We start from the raw sequence: 14,170 nt of genomic DNA, 5'->3' as shown, positions 1-14,170 counted from the left end.
CGTCCTATACAACGTCAAAAAGAACAGTGGTCATGTAGCGATCGGCCCAATCGGCTCCAAAGGCTTTTTCCAACACGCGGCGGGTTTTATCGTTTTGCAGTTGTTGTTGGCAATAGCGCCGCTGACCCATTTCAATGGCGGCAATTTCAGCGGCATCTTCTGTGGGAGAAAGGGCGATCGCCTGTTGACAATGCAGCCGCAAAAAATCACCAATGCGGGTCACAATTTGTGCTTCTTCCTGGGCATTTTCGGGCCGCACAAACAAGCAATGAGCGGAAAAAATAGTGCCCCAACTGGGGAATGTTCGTTCTTGGCTGAAAACCAATTCTGGCAAGGCGCTGAGGGCTTGGTCATAGGGGCTGGGCAAGGCGCGATCGTCCATCACGGGTGACAAGTCCGCGATCGCCATGCTCAGTTGCCCCCGTCCAGCCACCAAATCAGATCCAAACATGGGCAGAGCAAAGGTCGATCGAGGGAACATGACACAATGCAAAATATCCAAAGCGCTGCCCACTTGCGCCAATTCCAGGTGAATTTTGCGAAATTCGCGAGTTTGGTAGCAGCGATTTTCAATAATTAATTTTTCGCCTTCTAGGGTTCCTTCCACATACCCCAAATCCTCGGGCATCTGGTAGGGTTCCAGGGTCAATTCCGATTGCCAAATTTGCTCGATCGCGTTGGCAACGGCAGTAATGGTGGGATGCAGTCGATCGCGCAAGGAACCTGGCTTGACAGGCGCTTCTAAAGACATTTCAGAAGTCATGATGATTGTTGAATTTTTGAATGATTTGAATGAACTGAACTTTGAATGATTGAGCTTGGGATGACTGAAATTTGGATGACTGAATTTTGAGTGATTGAGCTTGGGATGACTGAAGTTTGGATGAATAAAGTGCCCTAAAACCCCATAGGCAACCATTCCAAAATGGGCGCTGGAACCATTTCTCGGCTGTCTAAGATCTGCACCACAATCAGATAAATTGCCCCCAACAGCAACGAAATTGCGCCAGTGGCAATGGCTACCCACTTCGATCGGGTCATGGGGGTTCCTCGCAAGGTTTAGGGTGTTTTCGCGGTATTTTCGGAATTGACCGAGTTGGCTGGGGTGCTGAAAGTCTCAGTGTCCCGAATCATGGGCCCAACCGGGGCCTTGTGTATTCTTCAGTCTAAGGCTCGCCGGGCCAAGGGCGATCGTCTGCCGGCCCAATGCAAAACCCACACTCACAGGGTTCATGAACAGCACAATGGGGATTGCGACAAAATTGGTGCATTGGCTGGATCTGGATGCCTTCTGTCTCGATCGCGCTGTACTGCATTGGTCTTGTGCTGGTCTTGTACTGATCTTGTATTGGTCTTGCTGTGACTGGTCTTGCTGTGCTGAATGCATTCCGCCTCGATCGACCTCTGTTGCCTTGGCCCGTACTGTTTTGATCTTGCTGCATTAACCTTGCTGCGTTGCTATGGAACTGGAATCCTGGATTGTTGAAGCCCACAACATTCGCAAAACCTACCGCACTGGTTTTTGGCTCAATCAATTGGTCACCACGTTGCGGGGCGTGTCCTTGGCGGTGCGATCGGGCGAGACCTTTGGCCTGTTGGGGCCCAACGGCGCGGGCAAAACCACCCTGCTCAAAATTCTGCTGGGAATTGCTAACCCAACGGCCGGGAGCGGCACGGTGCTGGGGCGGCCCTTGGGCGATCGAGCCGTGAAGCAGCGAGTGGGCTATTTGCCGGAAAATGCCTATTTCTATGACCACCTCACCGGTTGGGAATATTTGGAGCAGGCGGCGGCCCTGTTTCAAATTCCGCGTGCCGTTGCCCAAAAGCGCATCGTGGAACTGCTTGATTGGGTGCAACTGTCCGAAACGGCGGCCCGCAAAAAACTGATGAAGCAATATTCCAAAGGCATGTTGCAGCGGGTGGGCATGGCCCAAGCGCTGATCAACGATCCGGATGTGATTTTTCTGGATGAGCCAATGTCGGGCCTTGACCCGATCGGGCGGCATCAGTTTCGAGAAATTGTGCTGACTCTGAAGGAGCGCGGCAAAACGATTTTTTTCAATAGCCACATCCTCTCCGATGTGGAGCAAGTGTGCGATCGGGTGGCTATCTTGGCTCAGGGGGAGTTGCTCTGTGTGGGATCTCTGGATGAACTACTGGGCCCCAGCAGTACCTATCGTGTTGTGGGCCGAGGGGGGACACCGGAGGCGATCGCGTCGTGGCTGACGGAGGCGGATTTTCAGGGCGATCACTGGCGCGGTTTGCTGAAGGGCGATCCGGCTGAGTTTCTGCGGGCGATCGACCAGGCCCAAGCCCAAGTGCTGAGCCTGAACCTTCAACGCCCTTCCCTGGAGGATTTTTTCATGAACCTGATCCGCGATCGACAGGTTCGCCCCAGTTAGCCGTTGCGGTTGCTGGGCCTTGGGGCAAGGAGCTTAGGGCCTGTCATCAAGTCGCCTGAAACCCTGATGACCTCGTTCTTCAAACCAATCAATCGTAGGGGCGGGGTCTCCCCGCCCAGTTCCAGGGTCTCCCCGCCCAGTTCCAGGGTCTCCCCGCCCAGTTCCCGTGATCCTTGGGTGTTCCCAGGGGTAGATAGGGTTTTGGCGATCGCCCAAGTCAGGGTTGGGAGACTCAACCCCTACGGCGCTCGAAATTTTAGAAACTCCCCAGACAGGATTCGAACCTGTGACCAATCGATTAACAGTCGACCGCTCTACCGCTGAGCTACTGAGGAATATGCGTCCAACGCGGAAACTAAGATAATCGCCGCAGCTAGGGTTTGTCAAGCAAATTGCTCAAGAAATTTTGAATGCTGCTGTTTGGGGTCTGCGAGGCGGTCGGAAAACTTCGGGGAATTTTTGACGATTCAAGCATCCTCTGAGCGCACAACGCTTTGAACCACGGCGATCGAGCGGCTCTTGGCTTGAATACTCCAGGATTCGGCGGCGCAGATCCGGATCCTCGCCCCCTTGCCCGAAACATTGGCAGGGAGGATTGTGCAACCCGGCAAATCCGCAACCCCATCCTCAAAAATGCGCTGCTTCGATCCGGTTGGTCAACTGGCTGAGGAAAGCGACGGTTTCAGGGGCGGTTGCCAAGCTGGATAGTCTCGGAAACAGATCGCCACAAGCTTTATCCCGTCTGCTCTTGGGCGTTTTAGGTGTCTGCTATGGTCGATCGCCCCGAAACAGGGGGCTGATTGCGATCAAGCCAGTGACACAGACGCGCGATCGGCAATGGGGCTAGCTCCGTAGAGTGAAGCTGTCAAGAGAAACGCACCTCCCAAGCGCTTCCCCGACAACCTTCGTCGTCACCGTTGTGTTGTGCATCCTGAGGTAAGAATCGTGAACGCTCAACTGGCCACCGCCCCCCAAGTCCGCCGCCCTTCCAGCCCCGTTCCCGCCGCGACCGTTGCCCTCAGCCTTGTGCCAGCCCCTGCTGATGCCAGCGCCCAAGTACAGATGTTGTTGGATGAGGTGATGAATTCGGTGGGACAAATGCCCACCCGAGCGATCGCCACAGTTGAGCGCATCCTGAACGAAGTCAGCCGTGTTTGCCAAAAGAGCGATCGCATCCAAGCTTCCGGTCAAGTGGACGATTGGGCCCTGTCCTTGGCTCGTCACCGGCTCCAAAAATGCCTGGCTTACTATAAGCGCGGCTCCGAGCGTGGCCGAGTGGAACTGCACAGCACCCTCAGTGCCATGGTCTATCGCTACATTGCTCCGGCCCAAGCGGAACTGAGCTTCCAGGCTCGCTACACTCTGATTGAAGATTTCATGCAAGCGTTTTACATCGAATCCCTGCGGGCTTTTCGGCGGGAAAACGACTTGCCTGAGACCTACCAACCGCGCACCCGGCTGGAGTTGGCTGAATATCTCTCCTTCGCGGAGCAATATGCCAAGCGCCGCATTTCCCTGCCCGGTTGCCGCAACCAACAATTGATCGTGCTGCGGGCGAAAAGCTTTGCTCGTCGCCAACCGCCGGAAGTGGCGATCGACATGGAATTGGCCGTGGAAGGGGGCAAAGGCGAAGAGGCTGAACAATATGCCCGCAGCAGCGCCGTGCAGCAAGTGCGCGAGCAGATGGTTTCGGAGGCGATCGACCCGGCGGAAGCTGTCCTGCGCGATCGGATCTTGAACGAACTGGTGGACTATTTGCGCAACCAAGGTCACCACGACTGCGTGGACTACCTGGCCCTGAAAATGCAAGACCTGTCTGCCCCGGAAATTGACGAAGTGTTGGGCCTCAGCCCTCGCCAGCGGGACTATTTGCAACAACGGTTTAAGTATCATGTGGAGCGCTTTTCCCGGATGCACAACTGGGAATTGGTTCACCAGTGGCTCGGGGCCGATGTGGACGATCGCCTAGGGATGTCCGGTGCGCTGTGGACCTTGTTTTGGGAGGAACTGACCCCCGAGCAACAGCAACTGGTGCAACTGAAGCAAGCTCAAAAAGACGAAAAAACCATTGGCAAGGCGATCGGCTGCACCCCCAAACAGGTACAAAAACGCTGGTTCAAGCTGCTGACCTTTGCTTGGCAAGTTCGCAACGGTGAAGTAACGCTGCTGCAAGAGGCCTAGGCGATCGACCCATTTCCCCTCTTAGGGGCCGATCGCTCAGGAATTCAGCCCCTTCGGTAACGACGAAATTCAACGGCAGGCCCCGCGCCTGCCGTTTTTGTTGGCTGGTCAACTTCAGGCAATCTGTTAGAGTAATTGGAAGCTCCGCACCACCGACCCTGCGGGCTGCCGCCAAAGCGGTATGCTCGTTTCCAACCGACGAGAAAGACCCACAGCACCTATGAAATCGAAAGCATTTTGGGGCTTGGTTTCCCTGGTGGCGGCTAGCGTGCCTACGGTGGCCCAAGCTGCGCCTGCGTTGAACCCCCACATCAAAGTTGACTACCACGAGCAAAGCCTTGCTCAAGAGGTGGTCTATGGAACCTACTACGATGGCCCTCGCCTGCGCGTGGTGACCGATCCGACCGGTGCAGCTCTGCGCAAGAGCTTTGAGTTCCCGATCGACCTCTCGCTGAAAAAAGAGAGCAGCATCACCACCAGCACCCCGATCACCGATCGCTACAAGATTCACCAATTTGGTGATTGCAACAGCGACAACAAAATTACCTTCGAAGACCTCGATATTCACCGGGGCATCTGCAACTCGCGTTTCCAAGCTTGGTCGCGCGAAGTGCAAGAGTGCATGAAGGCTGGCCCTGTGTTGATTCGTGACCTGACCGGTAACGAAGTGTTCATCTACAACAAGGACGGCCAAGAGCTGTCGCGCGATATTGTGCTGAATGCTTCCGGCAAGGCCGTGTGCCGTCAGTTCATTGGCCGCGCCACCCCCGTGAGCATGGATCGTCAGTGCCGTGACGTGGTGGTTGAGCAACGTCCGTTCGTGGCTCCTTCTGCGCCGATGGTTCCCTCGGGCCCGATTCAAGGTCTGTGGTAAATTAGCCCCTCCTGCTCTGGTTGCTGCATTCGGTTTCAACGCCGAATCGTGATCAATGCTGGCGGAGTCTAAATCAGCGGAGTGAAGCAGCGGAGTTTAGATCCGGTCTCAAGACTCTCTAGATTTGCTGCTGCAAAGTGCTCTGGCAAACAACTCTGAAAAGGGTTTTTGGAAAAGGGATTGGTTTCGGCCAGTCCCTTTTCTATTGCTGGTTGCGGTTATTGGTTGCGGTTGAGCTAGGGAGCCGATCGCTTGCATTCGGGAAAATCTGTCTCTAAAGCCAAAAATGCAGGGCAGGGCGTTTTGGTGGTGAGGTTTTCGGGCTTGTTCCAGGTGAAGGGGGCCTGTTGTTCGGCCGCCATCCACAGCAGTCGCTTCGCCCGGGTCATGGCCACGTAAAGCAGGCGATATTCTTCGGCCACTTTTAACCAACGGGCTTGGTGGGTGGCGATCGCGATCGGGGGAAGTTTGGCGGCTCCATGCACCCGATCGCGAATTTGGGCCCGTAAACAGTCGCCCAAGTTAAATGCCCCCAAAAACTCCATTTGCAAAGGCACACGCGCTTCGGTGCTGAAATAGTCGCTGTGGAGGAAGGGCAAAAAGACCCCATCCCAGTCGAGGCCTTTGGCTTTGTGGGCGGTGATGATGGTGAGCTGGCCGGGGCGGGTGTAGGGAGACTCGGGCAACTCCTCGGCTTCGACGGGGGCGAAGGTTTCGTTACTGACAATTTCCGCGAGGTTGTTCAGGGTGGTTTCTAGCCGTTGGTCACCCCGATCGCGCTGCACGAGGGTTTCGATCAATTTGTCGGTGGTGGCCAGCTCGGCGCGATCGTAGCCCAAGGTCATGGCCAAAAAGGACAGGAGGGCATAGTGGGGCAAATGCAGCCGGGCGGCCAAAATGCCAGCACAAATGCGCCGGGCCTGGCGGGCCGGTTCTGCCAAGGGTGGATCCAATGGCCCCGGATAGAGAAACTGTTCGGGCTGGGCGGCCAGGCTGTCCAGGTCTTGGGTGGGGATTCGTTGTCGATCGACCAAAACCCGCAGCAGGGCCTTCAGGTATTGGGGTGAGTGGGGCCGATCGAGAAATTGCAACAGGGTCAACATTTCCCCGGGCACGTGGGATTGGCGATCGCTGGCTCCCACTTCGTAAAGATTGAGCCGATCGCCAAATCGATCGCCCAAGGATTTGGCCACCCAACGCCCCTGATCATTGGTGCGCACCAAAACCGCCAAGCTGAGATCGGGGGCCTTGGCCCACAGCTCGATCGCCCGTTGGCCAATTTGGGCGATCGATTGGTGAATATCGGCGGGCCGCACCAACTCCAGCCCCAATCCGAGCGGCGTTGGGTTGGCGTTCGGCTGGGGGTCGTTGGGTTCTGCTGGTTGAATGCATTGCAACTCAAAGGGTGGCAGGGCCGATCGAGTGCCAATCTGTTGGGTGAGGCGGGGAAATTCCCGATCGTTCGTCCACTGCACCAGGACGTTGGCCGCTTCCAGAATGATCAGGCTGCTGCGTCCCGATCGATCCATTTGGGCAAACCGTCCCTGTGATCGACAGGCTTCGCAAAACCGCCGAAAGAATACCGGGTCGGCCGGCGTGAAGGAGGAATTAATCGCCTGATTGGGATCGCCCACCCGCACCAAGTTCACCGCATTCGTGGCCGGGTCGATCGCCAATTGTTCCAACAGCCGCGCTTGCAGGGGTGAGGAATCCTGCGCTTCATCCTCAAACACCGCAAAGATGCGAGATCGCCAGAGACTAGCCGCCTCTGGATCCGCCAAAACCCGCAAGGCCGCCAAAATCATGTCGTCATAGTCGATCGCATTGCGCCGTTGCAGTTGGGCTTCATAGGCTTCGTAGAGACCCGCCGCGATCGCCAAACCCGGGTAGCGATCGGCGGCCAGCTCCGGTGCTTGGCCCATGTGCTGCAAATCTGTGGGTTTCAGACCCGAGCTTTTGGCCTCGCGCACCACCGTTAGCATCAACTCCGGCAACAAATCCGTTCGCAACACGGACAGTCGCCGCAACCGTTCCGCCTCTTCCCCGTCAAATTCCAACCCCTCCAGCAACAGTCCGTAAAGAGATGGGTTTTGGGTAATCCAATCATCCACGGCATTGGCAATTAGTCGGTGCTGGCGATCGGGAGACACCAGGGTGCGATCGCGCTCCATGCCCGACAGCTCCGGATTGCGTCCGGCAATTTGCAAGGCCAGCCCATGGAGGGTTTGCACCGTAAATCCCTGGCGCGGGAGGCCCAATATTTGCAGGGATTCGCGAATTTTAGCCTTCAGGTGGGCCGCGGCCGATCGGGTAAAGGTCACCACGGCCAATTGGCGGCGCGCGTCCAACTGGAACCGGGCGATCGTCAGGGCCGCTGCTCGGGCCATGCCCGTGGACTTGCCCGCGCCCGGCACCGCCGAAACCGCCAAGGGCCCGCCCGCCCAGTCAGCAATTTCCCGCTGGCCCGGCCGCAAACCATCCCGTAACCGTTGCCAAGCGATCTCGTCTCGACTGCTGGTGATGACCATGCTGGCTATCTTGCTCGTGATTTCCGCAATGATTTGGCCCAAAACTATTCAGCCCAAAACTAATGGAGCGCTTGGGGAGGGTTGAGGAGCTGAAAAAATCGCTCGATCGTTTGCCAAATTGGCTCGATCGCGTCGCCCATGCTGTGATCTGTTTCCAGTTCGATCAACTCCACCCAAGGATGGCTCGCTGCCCACTGCTGACTCAGCTCGATCGACACCGTGCGATCGGCCCGCCCATGCAAAATCACCGTTGGCAACACCCGCTGAAGCTTGGACTGATCATAGCGCTGGGCATCTTCCCAAAAGCCCAACCCCAAGGGCAGCTCTTTCCCCGCCGTGTAGTGATAAACCATCAACTGGCCGCTCCTTTGCCATTGATCTAACTGATCCGGCGACAGGCGATCGTGCCAACTTTGGGGAAATCCCAAGGCCGGAGCCAACAGCCCCAACCGTTGCACCTGGGGGCATTGTTCCGCCAGCCACAGGGCCGTCAAGCCACCAAAGCTGGAACCAATCAGCCCGATCGGTTCCTCCGGCGTTTGGTTAATCAGGGCTTGCACTTGCTGAATTTGGCGGCTGAGGGTCAGCCCGGTGAATCCCCCCTCATTAAAGTCGGGAATTTCAAGGGTGATTTGATGTTGTTGGAATCGATCGGTCAAAGCCCTGGCCTTGAATGAACTGGGGCCCGAAGCAAAACCGTGCAGGTAGAGATAGCGCATAGAGCTGGATCCAAGCCAAGGAAAAACAGCAAACGGGCAGCATGATCGCCGTGATCACCACAGTTACGATCCCAACATTGCGATCGCCCTAATTGGTCAAATGTTCACCAAATTTTTAATAGATTCTCAGCAGAAAATCCTCAGCAGAAAACCGTGCAGGACAGGCGATCCTACACGGCTATTGGGTTGCAGCGTTGGCTAACGCTGGGAAGTTGGCTGGCGCTGGGAAAATGACCAAGAAACCTTTGGGAAACTCTCTGCGCAATTCCTAGTAATTTTCCTAGTAGTACGGCTGCCTCAATTCGCTGAGTCAAACTACATGACTGTTACCGTCACCTGATCGTTAAGCAGCAAGGGGCTTAAGCCCCTTGTTACCGCGACTGGCTCCGCAACTTTGACCCAATGCATTAAGCCTGTCACGCTACTAGTCATTTCCCTAGAAAAATTGCTTTGAGGAATCAATTGGAGAGCACCAACCCATTGCGGCTCTATTGCGGCCGTTGGTTATTAGGCTGCCCTTGGTTATTGGGTTGTCCTTGCCGATTCCAGCCCTGGCCACCTTGATTATTAGGTTGCCCTTGCCGATCTCGACCGCCGGGCCCACCCTGGCCGTCGGGGCCGCCATGTCGCCGGCCGGGCCCGCGCTCCTGCATCCGTTGAGCCAATTGTTGTCGCTGGGCCGGGGTCAAAATTTCCCGCATGGCCAACATGCTTTCAAAGCGCAAATCACCCATTTTTTGCATTTCCGCCTGCAAGCGGTTGTGCTGTTGGCGCAGTTGGTCGGCGCTGGCGCTGCCGGCCATCAGGCGGCCCATCTCTTGGCGAACGGTGTCGATCGCGGTTCTTTGTTGATCCATGCGGCTGCGGAATTGTTCGCGCACTTGATCGAGTTTTTGGGTTTGTTCGGCGGTCAAGTTCAGGTCGCGCAACATGCCGCCGGGGCCACCCCGACCGCCCCGTTGACCACCGGGAGGGCCACCGTCTGGGCCGCCGGGGCCGCCCGGGCCGGGGCGATCGTCCATTTGCGACATCCAATCATCATCGGGCCCCGCTTGGGCGTTGGCCAACGGCACCAGGGCCGCAGTTCCCACGGTGGCGACGGCGGCCATGGCCATGAGGGTGATCTGAAGGCGATTCAAGTTCCAAAATTTCATAATTGACGAACTCCTGAGAGATGCTGATTAATCAGGGGCTAGAGGTAAGGTGTCCATTGATCGGGAAGCGCCATGGCTGAGAGCGATCGATTCACCAGCTTGGTCGGCTCCGTTTCCCAGGTGTGGGGGTCAAAACTCCAGGGCAGCGAGTCATCGGTGCTGGCCGTTTGGGTGGTGACGTTGCTGGGCGCGAGGGTCATGCCCCAGGTTTCGTTGATGAAGCTTTCGAGATCGGCTTCCGCAACGCTGGGGGCTGGGGCCTGAGTTCCCGGCCCCTGTTGGACGAGGGCCCAACAGCCGATCGCGATCGCCCCCAAACTGCCCAACCACCATTGCCGATGGCGGCGGGCGGCCCGCAGTTGGCTGGCCTCAATTTCCAACAGCAGCGATCGCTCTAGACCCGGGGCGGCGGGCGGTGGGCTGGGGCGATGTTGGCGCAAGAAGTTCACCAATTTGACATCCTCCTGACCGGAAGGGCCGGCAGCCGGATGGGCGGGCCGGCGGGGGTTGCCACCGGGGCGGGGTTGAGCGTTAGCCTCATCGAATGGGTGAGATGGGCGATCGGTCATAGTTCCACCCCCTGTTGCTGCAAAAACTGCCGAATTTGGGCCCGGGCGTAAAAGAGCCGCGATTTGACGGTTCCCACCGGAATTCCCAAAATTTCCGCCGCTTCCTTTTGCGAAACATCTTCGAGATCACACAACACCAACACGGCCCTGGCCTCGAACCCCAAGATGGCCAGCGATCGCTGAACCAAGTCTTGGTAGTGCAGTTGGCTGAGGGGAGACTTGTCTTGGGTTCGGGGATCGATCGCCTGTTCGATCGCCCGTTCCGACAAATCAGGATCCGCCGTCGGTTCTAAGCGGCGGGCGCGGTTTTTGGCCAACTCCCGCCGCCGATCGCTGGCCACATTCCAAGTGATTCGATAAAGCCAAGTGGAAAAGCTGGCCGACCCTCGAAAACGCGGCAACCCTCGCCAAACCCGCAGGAATACCTCCTGCACCAAATCATCTAAACCATCCGCATCGCAGAGGGAATAGAGCGTGGCGCGTACCCGAGCTTGGTGTTGGCGATAGAGATGCTGGAAGGCCCGCGCGTCCCCACCAGCGGCCCGTTGCACGATCGAGCGATCGTCCGTGGCCACCGCCAAAACCGCCGTCCTTTGCCAGCGACCCAATTGAGCATAGAGAGCCTTTCCCAGCATTCAGCCCTTAAACCTAGAAATCCTAGAAACACTGCTGCTGGCGGCTTGTTTGCCCCTCCATGCTCGCAATGCTGTTGAATTGCTCCTTTGGACAGGGGGCTAGCAAAAAAGGTTCAGCGTTGGGGCAAAGTTTTTGGGGTGATTTTGAATAACGGTTTGTTGAATGGCTGGGCGAAAGGGCTGGGATGCGCTTGGGCTAAGGACTTTGCGGGATTTTTGGGGAGGTGTTTTTGGGGAATTTTTGGGGAATTTTTGAGGAGTGTTTGCGGAAAATTTGAAACAACTCTCCTGGGGCGTTTATCGATCGATCGGTAGGGCGATCGCCTGGCGCAGCAACATCACTTGCCGACCGTCCACCACCATGGCCGTGAATCCCCGATCGCTCAAACGGCGCATCAACTCACCCGCCGCCTTGCTGTCCGTGCTGCTTGATGCCAACAGATACGGGCGATCGGCATAGCTGGCCAACCCCACATCCCGGCTCAGAAAATCCCGTAACTCGCGAGCCACCGTCGGGTCATCAAAATAATTCACCAACACCGCATAGCCATTTCCTAATGCCGTGGGCTGAAAGGCCGCCGCCGCCCGCGCGCTGGGCGATTCGATCGCAAAAGCCTGCAACCCCGTACGATCGCGCACATAATCGGCCCAAGCCTTGGCAATGTTCAACGAGGGAAACCCTTCCAAGCGCATCACCGCTTCCCCCACGTAGCGACAGGGTTCCGCTGATACATTTTGGGGCAACGCCGTGTAAAGCCGATCTTCCACATCCCGGCTGGCCCGGCGCACCAACAGCAAAAATTCACCGGACTGGGGCGGTTCGCACTCGGGCAAGTCTTCCCGAGTTTGGGCTTGGGCCGCAGGAATCAGGCCACCGGCCGCGATCGCCGCCAGGCCGGTTCCGATCGCCAGGGATTGCCACAGGGGCCGCCATAACCGCTGTTTCAACATGGGTTTGAGGGTTAGATTCTGATGGTTGGGTTCTGAGGGGTGGATTCTGAGGAATGGAATCTGGGGTGCAGTCTCCCAAGCCTAACCCGAGCGATCGTGAAAAACCGGACTTTCCACCTAAAAACCAATTCCCCCCCCATTTGGCAATCACCGATCAACGCCAGTAATCACCGATCAACACCAAAAGGGAGGATCCGACTGCGGATCCTCCCTCTTCCCCAACGCACAGCCCTGGCAAGACCAATGGGGGTATTCAGCCTTGCGCTGGTTACCGTAGTCGCTTGTGCAGAACCTAGCTGGCCGAAACGGGAGCCAACGACTTTAACGGTTCCGGAATCGACTCAGAAGGCGCTTCAAACTGGCCCGTCGCCACATATTCCAACCGTAACCGCAACCAGGTGATGAAGGTGGGGTTAGTGGAAATGATCGCCGCCGACGGTTGGGGGCATTGCTGCTTCATTTCCTTGAACTCAGGAGCTTCCAGGAATGCCGGTTGCTCCACCAGCCAAAAATCAATTTCCTGTTCCCGCTCGTGATAGTTGCGCGTCCGTTCCTTGAGCACTTCTTCAAGGGGTTCTTCTTCCAGGAGAAAATGACGGCTAGCCAAACAGAAGTGATAGGTGGTCATCGGTTTTGGGGAGAGGTAGCAGGTTTACCAGAGGAATTTTAAGGACTTTGAAAACAGGCGCAATCAGGCGTAATCAACGGCAGTGCTAGCGACTTTGCATTTTAGCGGCCTGGCGATCGAATCGTTGGGCGATCGCACCCCTAGCGACGAAACTTTATATCCAACGCTGCCCGCTGCAAAATTTCCTTCATCTCGCGCACCGCTCGCTCCATGCCCACCAGCGTCGCCCGACTGACGATCGTGTGGCCAATGTTTAGCTCTTCCATGCCGTCAATGCAGGCCACTTCGTAGGTGTTCCAATAGGTCAAGCCGTGGCCCGCATTCACCCGCAAGCCCGCCTCCCGGGCCCGCCAAGCGCCTTGGGCCAAAATTCCCAGCTCCTTGCGCCGCTCTTCGGGGCTGTGGGCTTCCGCATAGCGACCCGTGTGCAGCTCAATGAATTTCGCGCCCGTTTTGGCAGAGGCTTCAATTTGCTTGCTGTCGGCATCAATGAACAGGCTGACGGGAATGTGGGCATCTTGCAGGGCTTCCACCACATCTCCGAGCCGATCGACCGCCCCCACCACGTCCAGGCCGCCTTCAGTGGTCACCTCTTCTCGCCGCTCAGGCACGAGGGTCACGTAATCCGGCTTGATATCCAGGGCGATCGCCACCATTTCATCGGTCGCCGCCATTTCCAGATTCAAATGGGTGCGCACCGTTTGCCGCAACAGACGCACATCGCGCTCTTGAATGTGGCGGCGATCTTCGCGCAGGTGTACCGTAATCCCATCCGCACCCCCCAATTCTGCCAAAACAGCCGCGGCCACCGGATCCGGCTCCACGGTGCGGCGGGCTTGGCGGATGGTGGCAATGTGGTCAATATTGACTCCGAGGGTCAGCAAGGGGACTGTCTCCGGTATGTGAGTGAATAAAATGATGAATAACTAGCGGAATGACCAACGAACTGGGTCAGACTAGTGGACGCATCTGGATTGATGATTGTAGCGAATGTTGCCGATCGATTGGGCAGTTACGACGGATTGCCGGATTGCCGGTTGCTCGGGTTCAATGGTCAAGTCTGTTGCGTTTTAGCCTGCCGAGTCTGGGGCTTTCAAGCTCAGGGTTAATGCAACGGCTTCCGAGTCTAGGGCTGCTGAGCTTGAGCCTGTCGAGTTTCAAGAAACCCAACGAACCCATAAAAAAAATCCCCATTCCCATTGGGAGCTGAGGATTTGGCATTGGGGTGCATCTATTTTCAAAAACTGATTGCTCGATCGCCCAAGGGTCATCCGGATGATTTAGCCACTTTCCTGGCCAATTTGCGGGGCGATCGGGTCAAGCCAGCTAGCTCACGGAAGCCTTTGAAGACTTTTTCATCACCACAGGGCGATGGGAGGCGGGGGCAACCTTGGGTTGCCTTTCAACGGCTTCATTGCCTTGATATGCTTAGTCCAATGGGCAGAACCATTCAATTTCTTCGTCGATCTATTCAATTTCGTCGATCAACCCCCTCTCGTTCCCTGTCGCACCTTGCTGCATCGTCCTCA

Annotated in this window: 13 protein-coding genes and 1 tRNA gene; 3 read left to right on the top strand and 11 right to left on the bottom strand. The window is 56.8% G+C overall.

Features of this window, described 5'->3' with window-relative positions; genetic code table 11:
• Nucleotides 1–4: 4 nt before the first annotated feature.
• Nucleotides 5–763, bottom strand: coding sequence for a phycocyanobilin:ferredoxin oxidoreductase (locus AMR42_RS08490; protein ID WP_234406854.1), 759 nt, complete (start codon nt 761–763; stop codon nt 5–7).
• 134 nt (nt 764–897) lie between these two features.
• Complete coding sequence (locus AMR42_RS20825) at nt 898–1,041, bottom strand: hypothetical protein (RefSeq protein WP_099533016.1); 144 nt, start codon at nt 1,039–1,041, stop codon at nt 898–900.
• A 419-nt stretch (nt 1,042–1,460) separates the two neighbouring features.
• Here AMR42_RS20825 and AMR42_RS08480 point away from each other — a divergent pair, with 419 nt between their 5' ends.
• Nucleotides 1,461–2,402: an ABC transporter ATP-binding protein gene (locus AMR42_RS08480; RefSeq protein ID WP_099533015.1), complete on the top strand. Its 942-nt coding sequence runs from the start codon at nt 1,461–1,463 to the stop codon at nt 2,400–2,402.
• A 263-nt stretch (nt 2,403–2,665) separates the two neighbouring features.
• Here AMR42_RS08480 and AMR42_RS08470 read toward each other — a convergent pair.
• A tRNA-Asn gene (locus AMR42_RS08470) sits at nt 2,666–2,737 on the bottom strand.
• A 610-nt stretch (nt 2,738–3,347) separates the two neighbouring features.
• On the opposite strand from AMR42_RS08470, the gene AMR42_RS08465 reads away from it, so the two are divergent.
• Complete coding sequence (locus tag AMR42_RS08465; RefSeq protein WP_099533013.1) at nt 3,348–4,583, top strand: HetZ-related protein; 1,236 nt, start codon at nt 3,348–3,350, stop codon at nt 4,581–4,583.
• Nucleotides 4,584–4,803: 220 nt separating this feature from the next.
• Nucleotides 4,804–5,457, top strand: coding sequence for a hypothetical protein (locus tag AMR42_RS08460; RefSeq protein WP_099533012.1), 654 nt, complete (start codon nt 4,804–4,806; stop codon nt 5,455–5,457).
• A 236-nt stretch (nt 5,458–5,693) separates the two neighbouring features.
• On the opposite strand, the gene AMR42_RS08455 is transcribed toward AMR42_RS08460, so the two are convergent.
• The 8 genes from AMR42_RS08455 to AMR42_RS08420 form a co-directional block, all read right to left on the bottom strand.
• Nucleotides 5,694–7,985, bottom strand: a complete 2,292-nt coding sequence (locus tag AMR42_RS08455) for an ATP-dependent helicase (RefSeq protein WP_099533038.1) — start codon at nt 7,983–7,985, stop codon at nt 5,694–5,696.
• Between the two features lie 59 nt (nt 7,986–8,044).
• Nucleotides 8,045–8,704, bottom strand: coding sequence for a YqiA/YcfP family alpha/beta fold hydrolase (locus AMR42_RS08450; protein WP_099533011.1), 660 nt, complete (start codon nt 8,702–8,704; stop codon nt 8,045–8,047).
• 488 nt (nt 8,705–9,192) lie between these two features.
• On the bottom strand, nt 9,193–9,858 hold the full coding sequence (locus tag AMR42_RS08445; RefSeq protein ID WP_099533010.1) for a Spy/CpxP family protein refolding chaperone: 666 nt from the start codon (nt 9,856–9,858) through the stop codon (nt 9,193–9,195).
• 38 nt (nt 9,859–9,896) lie between these two features.
• Nucleotides 9,897–10,427: a hypothetical protein gene (locus AMR42_RS08440; protein WP_099533009.1), complete on the bottom strand. Its 531-nt coding sequence runs from the start codon at nt 10,425–10,427 to the stop codon at nt 9,897–9,899.
• Nucleotides 10,424–11,062 carry a sigma-70 family RNA polymerase sigma factor gene (locus tag AMR42_RS08435; protein ID WP_099533008.1) on the bottom strand — a complete coding sequence of 213 codons (639 nt, stop codon included), beginning with the start codon at nt 11,060–11,062 and terminating at the stop codon, nt 10,424–10,426. Before AMR42_RS08435 ends, AMR42_RS08440 begins: the two co-directional genes overlap by 4 nt.
• A gap of 297 nt (nt 11,063–11,359) precedes the next feature.
• Nucleotides 11,360–12,013 carry a hypothetical protein gene (locus AMR42_RS08430; protein WP_099533007.1) on the bottom strand — a complete coding sequence of 218 codons (654 nt, stop codon included), beginning with the start codon at nt 12,011–12,013 and terminating at the stop codon, nt 11,360–11,362.
• A gap of 292 nt (nt 12,014–12,305) precedes the next feature.
• On the bottom strand, nt 12,306–12,641 hold the full coding sequence (locus AMR42_RS08425) for an MgPME-cyclase complex family protein (RefSeq protein WP_099533006.1): 336 nt from the start codon (nt 12,639–12,641) through the stop codon (nt 12,306–12,308).
• Between the two features lie 140 nt (nt 12,642–12,781).
• On the bottom strand, nt 12,782–13,525 hold the full coding sequence (locus AMR42_RS08420) for a pyridoxine 5'-phosphate synthase (protein WP_099533005.1): 744 nt from the start codon (nt 13,523–13,525) through the stop codon (nt 12,782–12,784).
• Nucleotides 13,526–14,170 lie beyond the last annotated feature (645 nt).

It is taken from the genome of Limnothrix sp. PR1529 (genome assembly GCF_002742025.1).
Lineage (GTDB): Bacteria > Cyanobacteriota > Cyanobacteriia > CACIAM-69d > CACIAM-69d > CACIAM-69d.
Note: the sequence above shows the minus strand (reverse complement) of the source record. Positions and strands in the feature narration are given on the sequence as shown.

What these genes read in the sequence shown, in the direction of transcription:
- AMR42_RS08490 (WP_234406854.1), bottom strand. Translation starts at nt 763, where the DNA reads ATGACTTCTGAAATGTCTTTAGAAGCGCCTGTCAAGCCAGGTTCCTTG.
- AMR42_RS20825 (WP_099533016.1), bottom strand. Translation starts at nt 1,041, where the DNA reads ATGACCCGATCGAAGTGGGTAGCCATTGCCACTGGCGCAATTTCGTTG.
- AMR42_RS08480 (WP_099533015.1), top strand. Translation starts at nt 1,461, where the DNA reads ATGGAACTGGAATCCTGGATTGTTGAAGCCCACAACATTCGCAAAACC.
- AMR42_RS08460 (WP_099533012.1), top strand. Translation starts at nt 4,804, where the DNA reads ATGAAATCGAAAGCATTTTGGGGCTTGGTTTCCCTGGTGGCGGCTAGC.
- AMR42_RS08455 (WP_099533038.1), bottom strand. Translation starts at nt 7,985, where the DNA reads ATGGTCATCACCAGCAGTCGAGACGAGATCGCTTGGCAACGGTTACGG.
- AMR42_RS08450 (WP_099533011.1), bottom strand. Translation starts at nt 8,704, where the DNA reads ATGCGCTATCTCTACCTGCACGGTTTTGCTTCGGGCCCCAGTTCATTC.
- AMR42_RS08445 (WP_099533010.1), bottom strand. Translation starts at nt 9,858, where the DNA reads ATGAAATTTTGGAACTTGAATCGCCTTCAGATCACCCTCATGGCCATG.
- AMR42_RS08440 (WP_099533009.1), bottom strand. Translation starts at nt 10,427, where the DNA reads ATGACCGATCGCCCATCTCACCCATTCGATGAGGCTAACGCTCAACCC.
- AMR42_RS08435 (WP_099533008.1), bottom strand. Translation starts at nt 11,062, where the DNA reads ATGCTGGGAAAGGCTCTCTATGCTCAATTGGGTCGCTGGCAAAGGACG.
- AMR42_RS08430 (WP_099533007.1), bottom strand. Translation starts at nt 12,013, where the DNA reads ATGTTGAAACAGCGGTTATGGCGGCCCCTGTGGCAATCCCTGGCGATC.
- AMR42_RS08425 (WP_099533006.1), bottom strand. Translation starts at nt 12,641, where the DNA reads ATGACCACCTATCACTTCTGTTTGGCTAGCCGTCATTTTCTCCTGGAA.